The organism is Serratia myotis, from assembly GCF_027474885.1.
Taxonomy (GTDB): Bacteria; Pseudomonadota; Gammaproteobacteria; order Enterobacterales; family Enterobacteriaceae; genus Serratia; species Serratia proteamaculans.
The window spans coordinates 4407245-4422932 of record NZ_CP099707.1; the positions used below are offsets into that span (position 1 = coordinate 4407245).

The following is a 15688-nucleotide window of genomic DNA, read 5'->3' on the forward strand; positions in this document are numbered from 1 at the left end:
AGCATAACAAACTTGCCTATAATTTCCAGACGATGAATCCTAATATGCGGGATAGCTTGTCTCTGACGATAAAATAGGACAGGATCAGCCATTGACTCAAGCCAGTGACAATCAGGGTATGACACCTTTTAATCCCATCGCCTTTCTTAATCAGTTTCCTGCCTTGCAACAAGCGGGCATTTATCTCGACAGCGCCGCCACCGCGTTGAAACCGCTGGCGGTGATCGCCGCTACGCAGCAGTTTTACCGTGACGACGCCGCCACCGTACACCGCAGCCAGCACCGGGCCGCGCAGGATCTGACCGCGCGTTTCGAGCAGGCGCGCCAACAGGTCGCGACGCTGATCAATGCCCCTTCGGCCGATGACATTATCTGGACCCGTGGTACCACCGAAGCGATCAATTTGGTGGCTCAAAGCTATGCCCGCCCCCGCCTGCAACCGGGTGACGAAATTCTGGTGAGCGAAGCCGAACACCACGCCAATTTGATCCCCTGGTTGATGGTGGCGGAACAAACCGGTGCACGGGTGGTGAAATTGCCGCTCGGCGCTGACCGCCTGCCAGACCTGGCGCAGTTGCCAAGCCTGCTGAGCGATAAAACCCGCCTGCTGGCGCTGGGGCAAATGTCCAACGTCACCGGCGGTTGTCCGGATCTGGCGTTGGCCATTCGGCTAGCCCACAGTGCCGGTGCCCGGGTGATGATCGACGGCGCGCAAGGCATAGTTCACTGCCCGGCTGACGTTAAGCGACTGAACATTGATTTCTATGCCTTCTCCGGCCACAAGCTGTATGGCCCGACCGGCATCGGTGCGCTATACGGTAAAAGCGAATTGCTGACGCAGATGGCCCCCTGGCAAGGCGGCGGCAAGATGTTGACTCAGGCGTCCTTTGACGGCTTCACGCCGCAAAAACCGCCGCACTGTTTTGAAGCCGGCACGCCAAATATCGCCGGTGTGCTGGGGCTGGCCGCCGCATTGGAGTGGCTTGGTGAGCAAGATCTGGCGGCAGCCGAGCAATACAGCCGCGAACTGGCCAACCTTGCCGAGCAACGATTGACGCAACTGCCGGGGTTCCGCAGCTTCCGTTGTTCTGGCTCCAGCTTGCTGGCGTTTGATATTGCCGGGATCCATCACAGCGATATCGTCACCCTGCTGGCAGAACAAGGTATCGCGCTGCGTGCCGGTCAGCACTGCGCCCAGCCGCTGATGGCAGCGCTCGGCGTCAGTGGGACGCTGCGCGCCTCCTTTGCCCCCTACAACACCATGGAAGATGTCGATGCCCTGGTGGCCGCACTGCACAACGCCATCGACCTGCTGGCTGACTAAATGAATCCTGGAGAAGCTATGCTTGCCCCCCACCCCTTTGGCCGCGAAATAACCGGCGAAGCGTTGATAGATAAATTTACCGCGCTGAAGCAGTGGGAAGATCGTTATCGCCAACTGATCATGCTGGCGAAACAATTGCCGCCGCTGCCAGAGGCATTACGCGCAGCGGAAATGGAATTGAGTGGCTGTGAAAATCGGGTCTGGCTGGGGCATCAGTTACTGGCGGACGGCACGTTGCACTTTTACGGTGACAGCGAAGGTCGTATCGTACGCGGCCTGTTGGCGGTACTGCTAACGGCGGTAGAAGGAAAAACGCCACAGCAGATCGCGACGATAGATCCCCTGGCACTGTTCGAGCAACTGGCATTACGTGCTCAGCTCAGTGCCACCCGTGCCAGCGGACTGGCAGCGCTGGCCGCTGCCGTGAAGGAAATGGCGGCTCGCTACGCCTGACGCGCGGCTTTCGCCACCATCTTCTTCAGCGCATGGGAAACCGCGACAAAACCAAAGGTCGCGGTCACCATGGTTGCCGCACCAAATCCCGCACTGCAATCCATGCGTTTTGGCCCTTCCGCGGTACTGCGTGACGCGCAAACGCTGCCATCCGGCTGCGGGTAAACCAACGGCTCGCTGGAAAATACGCAGTCAATGCCCAGCTTGCCCTTGCTGTTCTTCACCACGTTAAAATCATTTTTCAACCGCTCACGCAGCTTGGCCGCCAGCGGATCCTGAATGGTTTTCGCCAGATCTACCACCGCTATCTGGGTCGGATCTATCTGACCACCGGCACCGCCGGTAGTGACCACCGGGATCTTGTAACGACGGCAATAGGCCAACAGCGCGGCCTTGGGCCGTACGCTATCGATCGCATCGATGACATAACTGAAATTGTTATTCAGCAGCTCGGCGACGTTATCCGCAGTAATAAAATCATCAATGCAGGTCACCCGGCACTCAGGGTTGATGGCCAGAATGCGTTCCGCCATCACTTCAGTCTTTGACTGGCCCACGTGCTGACGTAGCGCATGGATCTGGCGGTTGGTGTTGGTGACACAGACATCATCCATATCAATCAGCGTAATGGCACCGATGCCGGTGCGCGCCAGCGCCTCGGCCGCCCAGGAGCCCACGCCGCCGATGCCAATCACGCAAATGTGCGCCTGGGCAAACAGCGCCAGGGCCTGCTGACCGTACAAACGTGCCGTGCCGCCAAAACGCTGCAGATAGGCTTCAGAATAGGCTGTGCTCATAACGCTTTAGTACCTTAACATTGCAAATGATAAGGGCCGGAGTGTCCGGCCCTTGCGGGTCAATCTATCGCTGTATTACTTTGGCCGTTAGCGGGTGACTAACAGCGAGCCGCCGGAAGCGGTATTGTTCTGGCCGGTGAACAACGGTGCGTTAACGTTAGCGCCTTTCAGCACCCAAACGCGGCCGTAGTGGTTGTAGAAACCTGCCGAATGACCGGCATCCGGCCCGATGCCCTGGTACATATCGAAGTGCTGGCCTTTGATCGCCCCACCCACGTCCAGAGCCACCATCAGGCGCATCTCATATTTTCCCGTGAATTTACCCTTGTTGTCCAGCAACGGCACTTCTGCCAGCAGCGTGGTGCCCGCCGGGATCAGTGAACGGTCGGAAGCCACCGAAGCCTTGGCGACCAGCGGAACGGCACTGGCTCCCCGTACCGGCGCAAAGGACTCAGGACGGAAGAAGACAAAGGAAGGGTTTTGCTCCAGCAGTTCACGCACTTCGGCGGCGCTGTGAGTATCCGCCCATTGACGAATCGCCTGCATCGACATATCTGCTTTAGCCACTTCGCCACGATCGATCAGCACTTTACCGATACTGCGATAGGCGTGGCCGTTCTTGCCGCCGTAGCCGAAGAACACCAGCGGCTGACCGTTGCCGTAATCCACATAACCGCTGCCCTGGACTTCCATCATAAAGTTGTCCATCAGCGAGTTGGTGTACGCCACAATATAGCGGTCATCCAATGCGCCCGAGTAAATACCCGCGCGATCGGGCAGGCGGCCTTTACCTTTTGGCGGCATGCGGTACAGCGGATAACGGAACTCACCCTGTTGGGTGTAGCGCGCCTGCAGCACCGGCGTGTAGTAACCGGTAAATTGTACGTTGCCGTAGCTGTCCACGCCTTCCATTTGATAAGCGCTGAGGCCGTATTGGTTCAGAGTACGAGTGTCGGCACCGGACGCCATCCAGCTTTGTACTGCCTGAAAGGTGGTGTTGTTGCGATTAAAGAGTGAAGGAGAGGCGTATTTAATCTCCATCAGTTGATCCGAGTAATCCTTGGCATTCACCGGCACGCCCTTGGCATTGGGTTGATTCACCAACTCCAGCGACTGATCCAGGTGACCGTCCTTATATTGTTGTCCCCGGTCGGTCGGCTTGGAAGAACAGCCTGCCAGTACCGCTACCATTAACCCGCCCAGCAGGTATTTGCCCCAACGTCCTTTCATCGCGCACACTCTCTACATATATGATCTACCGGCGAACGATAACAAACGCCCATAGATAAAGGAATCGCCGCCAATAAAAAAAGCCATACGGCCAATAACGATGAAAAAGAACGCACATTGCGGACTAATCCAGCAGAAAGACTGTTTTAGTTCAATTAAATGCAAAAAGGGTTGCAACAAAATGCACGGAGAGTATAGTGCGCTTCCATCGGACGCGGGGTGGAGCAGCCTGGTAGCTCGTCGGGCTCATAACCCGAAGGTCGTCGGTTCAAATCCGGCCTCCGCAACCAACCGATATTGCCAGAGGCAGTATCAAGTAAAGTGTTGGATTCGATGAAAAAGTATTATACGGACGCGGGGTGGAGCAGCCTGGTAGCTCGTCGGGCTCATAACCCGAAGGTCGTCGGTTCAAATCCGGCCCCCGCAACCAACCGATACTGTACCAGCGGTATCATATGAAATGTTGGTTTCGATAATACAAGCATTAAGACGGACGCGGGGTGGAGCAGCCCGGTAGCTCGTCGGGCTCATAACCCGAAGGTCGTCGGTTCAAATCCGGCCCCCGCAACCAATCTTAATGACTACAGATAAGCACCTTAACGGGTGTTTTTTTGTATCTGAAATCCGCCAAAAGCCGACCGGGCACCCGCCCAGCCGTTCCCACTTTAGCTTTAACCTCTGCGCGCGGCCGCGCCACCGTTGGCAAAGTACGCTTTGATACCCGCCAGAATAGATTCCGCCACCTGCTGCTGGAAATGCGTAGTGCGCAGCTTGCGCTCTTCTTCTATGTTGCTGATAAACGCCGTCTCAACCAGAATCGAAGGGATGTCCGGCGCTTTTAATACCGCAAAACCGGCCTGATCGACCCGATTCTTATGCAAACGGTTAATTTTGCTCATCCGGTTCAGCACTTCCTTACCGAATTTCAGGCTGTCATTGATGGTCGCGGTTTGTATCAGATCAAACATGGTGTGATCCAGATAGCGGTCACCACTTTTGCTGACGCCGCCAATTTGATCCGATTCGTTCTGGGTCTGCGCCAGGAACTTCGCCGCCGAACTGGTGGCGCCTTTGGTCGACAACGCAAAGACCGATGATCCACGCGCGGCCCGGCTGGTAAAGGCATCGGCGTGGATCGACACAAACAGGTCAGCACGTTGCTTACGCGCCTTCGCCACCCTCACCTTCAGTGGAATGAACACGTCTTCATTGCGCGTCATAAACACTTTCATGTTCGGCTCACGCTTGATTAGCGTGCTTAGCCGGCGGGCAATCTGCAATACGATGTCTTTTTCACGCGTTTTGAATTTACCAATCGCGCCTGGATCTTCGCCGCCGTGGCCGGGATCCAGCATGATGACAATAGGTCGATCGCGCCCTGCCTTACCGGCCTGTGGTGCTTCCGCCGGCAAGGTACGCTCAAGATCGCCCTTGTTGTAATCTTCCAGTAACGCCAACAGCGGATCATAATCTTCGCCACTGCCGCCCTTGCTAGGATACAAGTCCATCACCAGACGATTGCGGTATTCCGGCACCGGCGCCAGGGTAAACATGTGTGGGCTGACGCTGCGTTTAAGCTCCAGCACCAGCCGGACGGTGTTTTGATCAAACTGACCGACACGCGCCTGTTTCAGGTAGGGATCGTCGGCACGTACCTGACCCACAATGCCCTTCAGCACGCTATTAAGCTGCACGCCCTCGATATCCACCACCACACGGTCGGGATTGGTCAGCGCAAACTGCTTATATTTCAGTTCAACGTTAGATTCGAGCGTCACCCGGGTATAGGTGGAGGAAGGCCAGACGCGTACGGCGATGACATGCGATGAGGCGGCGACACCTACGCGACTCACACTCAGCAACCAGCTTGCGGCAACCCCCTGCAATAAACGACGGCGGCCCAGATTGTGATTTGAGTTTGGCATGCGACTCCGGCAGTGGTAACAGATTAAAACAGATGAAAAAAACACCGGTCAAATAGGAATGCCGAAAACTTTAACCAATCATTCCGGCGCTGTCATCAGAAAATCTTTTTATGGTTTTTCAATTTATTAACGACTCAACGCCCCTGGTAAAGAAATAGAGACAATTTCTCACTTGCCATCAGGGCCATAAAAGAATAAAAATACAAAAATATCGTATAAATATGCAAATGAGGTTTGGCCGTGAAGGAACGTAGTACAGAGCTGGTCCAAGGATTCCGTCACTCAGTTCCCTATATCAATGCCCACCGTGGCAAGACGTTTGTCGTTATGCTGGGTGGGGAAGCAATAGAACATGAGAACTTTGCCAACATCGTTAACGATGTTGGGCTACTGCATAGCCTGGGGATCCGTTTGGTGGTGGTTTATGGCGCGCGGCCACAGATCGACGTCAATCTGGCGCAGCATAATCTCGAACCGATTTATCACAAGCATACCCGCGTCACCGACGCCCAAACGCTGGAATTGGTTAAACAGGCGGCAGGTCTGCTGCAACTGGATATCACCGCCCGGCTGTCAATGAGCCTCAACAACACGCCACTGCAGGGCGCACATATCAACGTGGTCAGCGGTAACTTTATCATCGCTCAGCCGCTGGGTATTGATGACGGTGTGGACTACTGCCACAGCGGCCGCATTCGCCGTATTGATGAAGAAGCCATCCACCGTCAGCTCGACAGTAACGCTATCGTGCTGATTGGCCCGGTTGCCGTTTCCGTCACCGGCGAAAGCTTCAACCTGACCTCTGAAGAAGTGGCGACTCAGTTGGCAGTCAAGCTGAAGGCCGAAAAAATGATCGGCTTCTGTTCATCCCAGGGGGTGACCAATCAGGAAGGCACCATCATTTCCGAACTGTTCCCCAACGACGCGCAAAAACGCATTGAAGAACTGGAAGAGAACGGCGACTACCACTCTGGCACCGTGCGCTTCCTGCGTGGCGCCGTGAAGGCCTGCCGCAGCGGTGTGCGCCGCAGCCACCTGATCAGCTATCAGGAAGACGGTGCGCTGGTACAGGAACTGTTCTCACGCGATGGTATCGGCACCCAGATCGTTATGGAGAGCGCTGAGCAGGTGCGCCGGGCGACGATTAACGACATCGGCGGCATCCTCGAGCTGATCCGCCCGCTTGAGCAGCAGGGTATTTTGGTACGTCGCTCACGTGAACAACTGGAGATGGAGATCGACAAGTTCACCATTATTGAACGCGATAACCTGACCATCGCCTGTGCGGCATTGTATCCGTTCCCGGAAGAGAAAATCGGCGAGATGGCCTGCGTCGCGGTTCATCCCGACTACCGCAGTTCGTCACGGGGGGAAATGCTGTTACAGCGGGTGGAGAGCCAGGCGCGCCAGATGGGCCTGCGTAAACTGTTCGTCCTGACCACACGCAGCATCCACTGGTTCCAGGAGCGTGGTTTCACACCGGCGGAAGTCGACGTGCTGCCGGTTGAGAAACAGGCGCTGTACAACTATCAACGCCGTTCCAAAATTCTGCTGGCAGATCTGTAATCCTTTACGGGCGCAGCATGCTGCGCCCCTGCTCATTCTCACTCAGGCGGTGATCTGCAACCGCTCCGCCAACCCGCTGCGACGCTGGGTGGGGGTACGAATGGCTCGCATCAAAACCGTATCAATGGCATATAACGAAAGCTGCCTGCGAGCACGGGTGATCGCGGTGTACACCAATTCACGCGTCAGCACCGGCAGGAAATGATTAGGCAATACCAGCACCGTGTGATCAAACTCCGAGCCCTGTGACTTGTGCACCGTCATCGCATATGCGGTTTCATGCGCCGGTAAACGGCTCGGCTGTACCGACTTAATGCTGCCGTCTGGCAGTTGGAAGTGAACACGTAGCTCGCCGGTCTCATCCCGCAAGGCAATACCGATATCGCCATTAAACAGCCCCAGAGTGCTGTCATTGCGACCAATCATCACCGGACGGCCAGAATACCAACGCCCTGCGGCCCCCGGCTTGCGTTGGATCAGACCGGCGCGTTGCAGCCCCGTCTCAATGCGTTCATTTAACCCGGCAATACCGAATGGCCCCTCTCGCAGCGCACACAGCACCTGGAAACGAGCAAACGCCGCCAGCACCGCCACCGCGTCCGCACCTGCGACCACCTGCTGCAGATAATCACGATAGCCCGTCACGCAGGCATCCAGCAGCGCCTGATAGTCTTGCGTTTCCGCCAACGGATAACCGCTTACGTCACTGAAACGGCCGTCGAGTGCCGCCAGTGCAAGCTTGCCATTACCGGTATTCACCGCAGAGGCCAGTTGGCCAATGCCCGAGTTGGCATCAAAGCGATAGCTTTTGCGCAGCAGACACAGACTGTCGCGCACTGCGGCCTCCGCCTGGGCACTTTCGCCCTGCAACAGACAGCCGGTTAGCCGAGAGAGTTGTTCTGCGCGCGCCACGCTGTAACCTTGCTCGGCAAAGCGGCAGATATCTCCCAGTACCGCCCCAGCCTCTACCGAAGCCAGTTGATCGCGATCGCCCAGGAAGATCACCCGCGCCTGAGCGGGCAAGGCGGCAATCAAACGCGCCATCATTGGCAAGTCGACCATTGAGGCCTCATCGACCACCAGAACATCCAGATGCAGTCGGTTGCCGCTGTGATAACGCATGCGTTGACTGTTGGGCTGAGCGCCCAGCAGGCGATGGAGCGTGGAGGCTTCGGTGGGGAACAGCGCGCGCTGCTCCGGGGTTAACGCCAGTTGTTTGCCTGCGCTGCCTAACGATTCCGTTAAACGCGCCGCCGCTTTGCCGGTAGGCGCAGCCAACTGAATACGCAAACGACGGCCCTCGGCAAGCTGCACCAACGCAGCCAGTAATTTGGCGACCGTGGTGGTCTTACCGGTGCCCGGCCCACCAGAAATCACCGCAATACGTCGCGTAGCGGCCACCGCCGCCGCAATTTTCTGCCAGTCGGGTTCATCGGTCGCTTCGCCAAATAATTGGTCGAGAATGGCGCGCAGCTCGGCTTCTTCAACCGCCTGAGGCAGGCTGTCGCTACTGATAAACTCGGCAACCTCACCCTCGTTCTGCCACATACGCTGCAGATACAATCGTTGTTGTTGCAACACCATCGGCATCGCGGTACTGCCATCACCCACCGCCGCACTGGCCGACAGACGCTGCTGCCAACCGGCCACATCCAACTGCCCTGCCGCCAACCATGCGGCCTGTGCCAGCTCCGGCTGACGCCCGTCAAAGAGATTTTCCGGCAGCAGCTGTTCCAGCATCAGACAGACATGACCCGCACCGGCCTCTGCGCTGAGGCAGGCCGCAGCCAGCAGCATCTCCGGCTCGTCGCTCCCGGCCACCACACGGGCAAACTGCAAGTCCAGCGGGCGCAACACGCCGAGTGCCTGCGCCTGTTCCAGTAGCGCGATCATGATTCATCCTCAGCCACAAGAGCCTCACCGCTGAATAACAAGTCCATGCCTTCCACCAATTGCGCCTCCGGGCGGCAGGCGAAAATGCCATTACCCGGATGCTGTGCATCCACGCCGCGCAGGAACAGATAAATCACCCCACCGAAGTGCCGCTGATAATCATAATCCGGCAACCGATGACGCAGATAGCGGTGCAGTGCCAACGTATATAGCTGATATTGCAGGTCGTAACGGTGTTCTGCCATCGCCTGTGCCATCGCCGGTTGGGTATAGGCACTGCTGTCTTCACCCAGCCAGTTGGATTTGTAGTCCAGCAGGTAGTATTTCCCCTGCCAGCAGAATACCAGGTCGATAAACCCTTTCAGCATCCCCTGCACCTGTTGGAAATCCAATTCAGGGCAGCGAGCAGAAAGGGGATCGTAGCTTTTCACCAGCTTATCCAGCTCATGCGCCTGCAACAGCTGCCCGATCGGCAGATAAAACTGCAGCTCGGCCTGTTTATGCTGCGGTACCAGCGCCGATAACACGACACCGGTATCATTAAGCGGCGTGTTCAACAGCACCTGCATCCACGCCAGCAGTATCGGTTGCCAGTGATCGGCAAACCCTTGCTGTTGCAACTGCTCCAGCAACCACGCCTCATCGAGCGGTTGGGTAAAATCAAGTGTTTCAAACAGGCTGTGCAGGAAGGTCCCCGGACCGGCCCCCCGTGGGAAGGTATGCGGTGTGAGCGCTGGCTCACTTTCCTGGGCTTTCTCACCGGCGGCATCGACATCCAGCCGTGGCAACAAATCCTGCATCAGGCCCGCGCCATGTTGTTGCAGGCCGGTATAACTGGTCACCCGCCAAAAATCCTGTACCTGACGCGAGAAGTGCTTCGCCGCCAGCTCGGTCAAGGCCGGCGTTTGCGGCAGCCAGGGCTGCTCGTCCAGGGTTTCCACCAGCGACAGCGCAACGCCATCTGCGGCCAGCTGTTGCAGGCATTGCTGCAGATAAGCTGCATCGCCTGCCTGGCCGGACTGCACCAGATAACCCAGCGCGCTGCGGTGTAAATCGGTATCACCCTGTTTCTTGCGGGTGCCTTGAATCAACGGCGCAATGCCAATGCTGCAGTGGTATACCGAACGGGTCAGCGCGACATACAGCAGACGTAGATCTTCTGCCAGCCGTTCCTCCTCCGCCCATTCGAGACTTTGTTCATCGGCGTTGAGATCCAGCAAGGCCTGGAAACTCTGGCGATCGTGGTACAGCACCTGCTGTTGCTGGCGGAAATTGCCGACGAACGGCAACCACACCAGATCGAACTCCAGGCCTTTAGATTTATGGATGGTGATCACCTGCACCAGATGTCGGTCGCTTTCCAGCCGCAGTTGCTGGTTATCGGACTGTCGATTGGGCTGGGAAATCTGCTGTGCCAGCCAACGCACCAGCGCATGTTCGCTGTCGAGCTGCGCGGAGGCCTCCTGCAACAGTTCCCCCAAATGCATCACGTCGGTTAACCGACGCTCACCACCGAGGCTGGCCAACAGGTTTTCCGCCAGATGGCGCTGATTCATCACTTCACGCAGCATCGGTAACACACCGCGGCGCAGCCAGAGCGTTCGGTATTTGTCGAACTCATTGACCAGCGCATCCCAGGCGCGCTCATCCTGATTCAATCCGTCCAGCGTTGGTGCATCCAGCCCCATCAGCCCGGTCGCCATGGCACTGCGCAGCGTGCGTTCCTGCTCCGGTGCCAGTACCGCCTGCAGCAGCCACAGCAGATCTTTGGCCTCTGGCGTATCAAATACGCTGTCGCGGTTGGATAGATAAACCGAAGGTATGGCCAGCGCACTCAGGGCATCACGCACTAACGCCGCCTCATTGCGGCTACGCACCAGTACGGTAATGTCTGACGCCTCTACTGCCCGCCGTTTTTCTCCGTCCACCAGCCAGGCCTGCTGGTCTTGCCCGGCACTGAGCCAGTCGCGGATTTGCGTGGCGCACAGGCGTGCCATCAATTGTTGGTACTCACTAACGCCAACGCCTTCCCCTTGCTGCAGCCAAAACTGCATCGCCGGCTGTGGCTGGTTTTGCAGCTCAAAGGCCAACCCCCGGTTTTTCTCGGCGGCGGCTACCTCAATAAAGGGAATTTGGCCGAACAGGAAGGGTTTTTCCACCTGAGCAAACAGATGGTTAACGCTGCCCACCATCGACGGGGACGAGCGCCAGTTGGTTTCAAGCGTATAGTGGGCGCTTACCTCTGAACGGGCGCGCATATAGGTAAAGATGTCGGCACCACGGAAGGCGTAAATCGCCTGCTTGGGGTCGCCGATCAGCAGCAGGCCGCATTCCGGCCTGCCGACATAAAGTTTTTGGAAGATGCGGTATTGCTGGGGATCGGTATCCTGGAACTCATCGATCATCGCTACCGGGTAACGCTGGCGGATCGCCTGCGCCAACCGTTCGCCACCGTCACTCTGCAATGCGCTATCCAGTCGGCTTAACAGATCGTCAAAGCCCAGTTCGGCGCGCTGACGCTTCTCCTGCTGAATGGACAGCCGTATCTCGCTCAACGCCCGCGCCATGATCAAGTCACGTAACGTCAGCGGTTCATCGAACAGTTCGTCGATCGCCACAAACAGCGCATGCCGTGGCGGCTCGCCTTTTTTGGTTTTATCCAGCAGTACCGACTGGCGGAATTTATCCAGCTCTTTCGGCAGTTGATAGTCCTGAGTTTCCAGCACCACCCATTCCCCCACCTTATGCAGCCAGTTGGGCAGATGCTTGCTGCTGTAACTGCGCTTATCAACGCCGGACTGGCTGATCAACGCTTCCAGATCGCCCGCAGCTGCCAGCCACTGCGCTTTAATGGCGTCAATGCGCGCCACAATCTGCTCATGGCGCATCAGAACCGTTTCTTCATCCTTCGGCGGCCGACGCAGCATAGGTGCTTCGCCGTGCAGGTAGCCGGAAAGATCCGCCAGTAGTGCTTCCGGGCCACTCCACTCCTGACTCACCGCCCGGGCGACGCCCAGCGGTAACGGATAACAATGACGGCGCCAAAAGTCCGCGCAGGCCTGACGGCGTAGCGGCAATTCATCCTGCACCAGCGTTTGTTCAAACAGAATGCCGGACTCGAAGGCGTTATGGGTCAACATGCGCTGGCAAAAGCCATGAATGGTGTAGATTGCCGCTTCATCCATCTGCCGTTCGGCAGCCAGCAGCTGCGCGGCGGCATCGGGCAGATCGTCAATTTCCGCCATTAACGCGTTAAATAACAGATTCTTACTGGTGCCGCGCACGCAGGCAATGCGTAATCCATGGATATTGCTACGGATACGCCCGCGCAGCTCCTCGGTGGCGGCCTCGGTAAAGGTCACCACCAGGATCTCCTCTACCGTCAGCGGCCGGGGAAAGGCCGCTGCCTGGCCCAGGCCAAGCAGCAGGCGCAGATACAGTGCGCCAATGGTAAAGGTTTTACCGGTCCCCGCCGACGCTTCTATCAGCCGCTCGCCAAACAGCGGCAATGTTAGCGGGTCAAGCCGCTGCGGGGCGGTCTCTGTCATGGTGTCGCCACTTTACGCGGCAGAGTTTTCTGCAGCGCAGAGGCGTTTGGATAAGTCACCCAGTCCGGCTGCACGGCGTAATCCGCCTTCTCTTGCCCGCTGCCACTCACCTGCGACAACACCGCCAGACCCTGTGGCTTAATCACCGCCTGATGGAAATAATCCGCCAGTTTGGTCGGCGTCAGCTGCTTGACCTGCTCAATCAGCTTATGACGAGTATCAAATGAGAAGTTACCGCGATCGAAGTCATTGGCGAAACGACCGGCCTCTTCGCTCAGGGTTTGCGGACGCTGCTTCAGTTCGTTGATCAGCGCCTGCTGGTACTGCTCGAAGTCCGCCGGTTTCATCTCACGCAGGCGTTTCTCGGTTTTCGGGTAGAAATCCTGGTAACGCTGATACAGATAGGCCGGCTGCTTGCTGTTGCTTTGCAGCAGGAAACCAATCCCCCACTGACGGCCCACAGACATTGGGAAAGCAAACACTGCGTAGCCCAGTTGTTCCTGAGTACGCAGTTGGCTGTAGAACCATGGCTGGATAATCTGGCCCAACAGTGAGCTGTAAGCCATGCCGGTCACTTCGTCGTAGCCGGTCGGCACATACACCGCCGCCAGCGCCGAGTCGGTGCTGCTGCCCGCCCGCTGCAGATTGGCCAGCTGACTTTTAGTCACTTCAACGTCTTCGCCGTGCCACCATTCGATACCGGTACAACCCAGGCGATGTTTCAGCGTTGAGGCCAGGGTATCCACCTGCTGCTTGCTCATATTCCCCACCACCAACAGCTCCGGCGTCGCGTCGGCCAACAGGCTGTCGCGGTAGGCCAGTACGTCTTTCAGCGTCAGGGTTTTCAGCACCTCACGGCGCTCACTACGTTCGGAATAAGGCACGCGAGAAACCATCTGCACCGGCTGGATCGCCAGCTCAAACGCTTTGCCCTTCTCGGCAGAATCCAACTGCTCCAGATACCAGGACTTGGCCTGCGCCAGTTGATCTTCGGTCGGCGTAAAGCTCGAGTAGCCCTCGATCAGGGAAGTCAGCAGTTGCGGCAAGCGCTGGGTAAAGCCGTTGGCGTTGAACTCCAGGCCGTTGTTCGGCGAAGTTGAGAAACTCAGCCCGCCAACCGAAGCCTGGTAGCTCAGTTGATCCAGCGAAATCCCTGCCAGATAGTCAGTCAAAGAGAACAACACCTGGTTGCGTGCAGAATCCATGGTTTTTGCATTGCGGAACGCCACTGTGACGTCAGCCTTAGGCTCATCGGCAAAGTAACGGCTCGGCATATACAACACACGCAGGCCCGGTTGGTCGACCACCATCTCCGGTTTTTTAAACTCGTGTGAAGGCTTGGTCAGACTGAAATCATCCGGAATATACGGGTTCAGCGTGGGTAACGACAGGCTGATCCCTTTACCCAGTTGCTGCCACTGTTCAAAGCGCTGCGGGGTGATTTTATCGACCTGATAAGGCGCATTGACGAAGTAGGCCATCTTGTTATGCGGCTCATTCGGGCTGACGAACCAGATCCGCGCATTCTGTGGCGTCATGGCGTCCAGACGTTCGGCGATCGCCTTGGCGTCATAGCGGTCTGCCAGATAAGGCGAGTCCAGCGTATGTTCGACCGGCACACGCAGCATGGTATCCACCAGCCATTCGATGTAATCCATATCACGGGTGATCGACGGATAACGGAAATCCAGATTCAATACGTGGGAGATCTCATCAAAATAGCTTTGCTTGATGCCTTCGCTGCGCAACATTTTCAGGTAGTTAAAGATAGCGGCGACAACTTCGTCACGCTTGGCCAGGCCTTTATCGGTCAGTGAAACACTGATTGAGAATACGCCGCCGTTGCGATCCACCATAGGATCGGCCCCGGCATTGATGGCATCCGCCAACCCCTGCTTTTGCAGCCAGTCAGACAGGGTATTTTGGCTGCGGTTGCCAATCAGGTAGCTGATGTAGGTATCGGTCTTGCTGCGGAATTCAGCGCTGTTATTGTCAATGCGGAATTCCACTTTCAACTGCTTGCGCGGCTGGGCCGGGACATAGTGAATAATGATGCCCTGCTGTTCAGGAGTGACCGCCGGGACGTTGATCGGCGGCACGCTGGCATCACGATTAGGCACGCGGCCAAAAGTTTTGGCCGCCAGTTCAGCCAGCTCCGGCAATGGCTGGTTGCTGTACAGCACCCCCATCATCAGATTGGCGGAATAATAGCGTTGGTAGAATGCCGTCAGCTCATCGTGCAGCTTGCTGCCCGGCTTGTCTTTTAAGGTATCGAGGTTACCGCCTGAGAAACGCGCACTGGGGTGTGCCGGGTTCAGCGTTTCTGCCCCGACCTGCGCCATGCGCATTCCGTCGCGTGAACGCGCCATCGTCAGCTCGGCATTAACCGCGTTACGTTCACGATCGGCATTGCCCGGCTCCAGCAGCGGTTCGGCGATAGCGTCCGCCATGCGGTCTACCGCCGGGGCCAGCGCGTCGTTTTCCACTTCCAGATAGAACGCGGTGCGATAAGACGCGGTGCTGGCGTTATGGCTGCCCCCATGCTTCTTCAGGAACTCCGCCAGATTCTCCGCCTGCGGGTAGTGTTTGGAGCCCATCAGCACCATGTGCTCCAGGTAGTGCGCCAACCCTAGCTGACTGTTCGGATCTTCCAGCGAGCCGACCGGCAGCGCCAGCGCCGCCAGTGATTTCGGTGCCTGAGCGTCGGAAACCAACAGCACGGTCATGCCGTTCGCCAACTTGATCGCCTGATACTGACGCGGATCGTGATCGCTTTTGTTGATCTTCTCCGCCAGCGGTTGCCATCCCTGTGCGGCCCAGCTCAACGGTGCCCAAAACATAACCACTAATACTAACCCGGTGATACGGGCCAACTGTCTGCGCATATCCAAAATGAACCCCTATTCTGACGCCGTCGCGCCACATCCCTGACGTTGACGACGTACATAAAAA

General features: G+C 57.2%; 9 protein-coding genes and 3 tRNA genes. 6 read left to right on the top strand and 6 right to left on the bottom strand.

What is annotated here, in order from left to right; translation table 11 throughout:
• Positions 1 to 118: 118 nt before the first annotated feature.
• On the top strand, positions 119 to 1324 hold the full coding sequence (gene csdA, locus NHG65_RS20795; protein WP_499183501.1) for a cysteine desulfurase CsdA: 1206 nt from the start codon (positions 119 to 121) through the stop codon (positions 1322 to 1324).
• 18 nt (positions 1325 to 1342) lie between these two features.
• Entirely contained in the window at positions 1343 to 1777 is a 435-nt protein-coding gene (gene csdE / locus NHG65_RS20800; RefSeq protein ID WP_099064995.1) for a cysteine desulfurase sulfur acceptor subunit CsdE, read from the top strand.
• On the opposite strand, the gene tcdA is transcribed toward csdE, so the two are convergent.
• On the bottom strand, positions 1768 to 2574 hold the full coding sequence (tcdA, locus tag NHG65_RS20805; protein WP_012146512.1) for a tRNA cyclic N6-threonylcarbamoyladenosine(37) synthase TcdA: 807 nt from the start codon (positions 2572 to 2574) through the stop codon (positions 1768 to 1770). The two genes, csdE and tcdA, sit on opposite strands and share 10 nt — an antisense overlap.
• An 87-nt stretch (positions 2575 to 2661) precedes the next feature.
• A complete protein-coding gene (gene mltA, locus NHG65_RS20810) occupies positions 2662 to 3804 on the bottom strand; it encodes a murein transglycosylase A (protein ID WP_099064993.1) in 1143 nt (380 codons plus the stop codon).
• Positions 3805 to 4017: 213 nt separating this feature from the next.
• Here mltA and NHG65_RS20815 point away from each other — a divergent pair.
• The 3 genes from NHG65_RS20815 to NHG65_RS20825 all read left to right on the top strand — a co-directional run bounded on the left by NHG65_RS20815 (position 4018) and on the right by NHG65_RS20825 (position 4375).
• Positions 4018 to 4094: transfer RNA gene (locus NHG65_RS20815), tRNA-Met, on the top strand.
• Between the two features lie 63 nt (positions 4095 to 4157).
• Positions 4158 to 4234: transfer RNA gene (locus NHG65_RS20820), tRNA-Met, on the top strand.
• A gap of 64 nt (positions 4235 to 4298) precedes the next feature.
• A tRNA-Met gene (locus NHG65_RS20825) sits at positions 4299 to 4375 on the top strand.
• A gap of 100 nt (positions 4376 to 4475) precedes the next feature.
• On the opposite strand, the gene amiC is transcribed toward NHG65_RS20825, so the two are convergent.
• Positions 4476 to 5729 carry an N-acetylmuramoyl-L-alanine amidase AmiC gene (gene amiC / locus NHG65_RS20830; RefSeq protein ID WP_099064992.1) on the bottom strand — a complete coding sequence of 418 codons (1254 nt, stop codon included), beginning with the start codon at positions 5727 to 5729 and terminating at the stop codon, positions 4476 to 4478.
• A 240-nt stretch (positions 5730 to 5969) separates the two neighbouring features.
• Between amiC and argA the strand changes: the two genes are divergently transcribed.
• A complete protein-coding gene (gene argA, locus NHG65_RS20835) occupies positions 5970 to 7295 on the top strand; it encodes an amino-acid N-acetyltransferase (RefSeq protein WP_499182614.1) in 1326 nt (441 codons plus the stop codon).
• A gap of 42 nt (positions 7296 to 7337) precedes the next feature.
• On the opposite strand, the gene recD is transcribed toward argA, so the two are convergent.
• From recD to ptrA, 3 genes are read right to left on the bottom strand one after another with little or no spacing between them, the layout of a single operon-like run.
• On the bottom strand, positions 7338 to 9188 hold the full coding sequence (recD, locus tag NHG65_RS20840) for an exodeoxyribonuclease V subunit alpha (protein ID WP_499182615.1): 1851 nt from the start codon (positions 9186 to 9188) through the stop codon (positions 7338 to 7340).
• Positions 9185 to 12736 (bottom strand): exodeoxyribonuclease V subunit beta, encoded by a 3552-nt coding sequence (recB, locus tag NHG65_RS20845; protein ID WP_499182616.1) that lies wholly within the window; start codon positions 12734 to 12736, stop codon positions 9185 to 9187. Before recB ends, recD begins: the two co-directional genes overlap by 4 nt.
• Positions 12733 to 15621 (bottom strand): pitrilysin, encoded by a 2889-nt coding sequence (gene ptrA / locus NHG65_RS20850; RefSeq protein WP_499183502.1) that lies wholly within the window; start codon positions 15619 to 15621, stop codon positions 12733 to 12735. The genes recB and ptrA overlap by 4 nt, the downstream gene beginning before the upstream one ends.
• Positions 15622 to 15688: the final 67 nt, after the last annotated feature.

What these genes read in the sequence shown, in the direction of transcription:
- csdE (WP_099064995.1), top strand. Translation starts at nt 1,343, where the DNA reads ATGCTTGCCCCCCACCCCTTTGGCCGCGAAATAACCGGCGAAGCGTTG.
- recB (WP_499182616.1), bottom strand. Translation starts at nt 12,736, where the DNA reads ATGACAGAGACCGCCCCGCAGCGGCTTGACCCGCTAACATTGCCGCTG.
- ptrA (WP_499183502.1), bottom strand. Translation starts at nt 15,621, where the DNA reads ATGCGCAGACAGTTGGCCCGTATCACCGGGTTAGTATTAGTGGTTATG.
- tcdA (WP_012146512.1), bottom strand. Translation starts at nt 2,574, where the DNA reads ATGAGCACAGCCTATTCTGAAGCCTATCTGCAGCGTTTTGGCGGCACG.
- csdA (WP_499183501.1), top strand. Translation starts at nt 119, where the DNA reads ATGACACCTTTTAATCCCATCGCCTTTCTTAATCAGTTTCCTGCCTTG.
- amiC (WP_099064992.1), bottom strand. Translation starts at nt 5,729, where the DNA reads ATGCCAAACTCAAATCACAATCTGGGCCGCCGTCGTTTATTGCAGGGG.
- recD (WP_499182615.1), bottom strand. Translation starts at nt 9,188, where the DNA reads ATGATCGCGCTACTGGAACAGGCGCAGGCACTCGGCGTGTTGCGCCCG.
- mltA (WP_099064993.1), bottom strand. Translation starts at nt 3,804, where the DNA reads ATGAAAGGACGTTGGGGCAAATACCTGCTGGGCGGGTTAATGGTAGCG.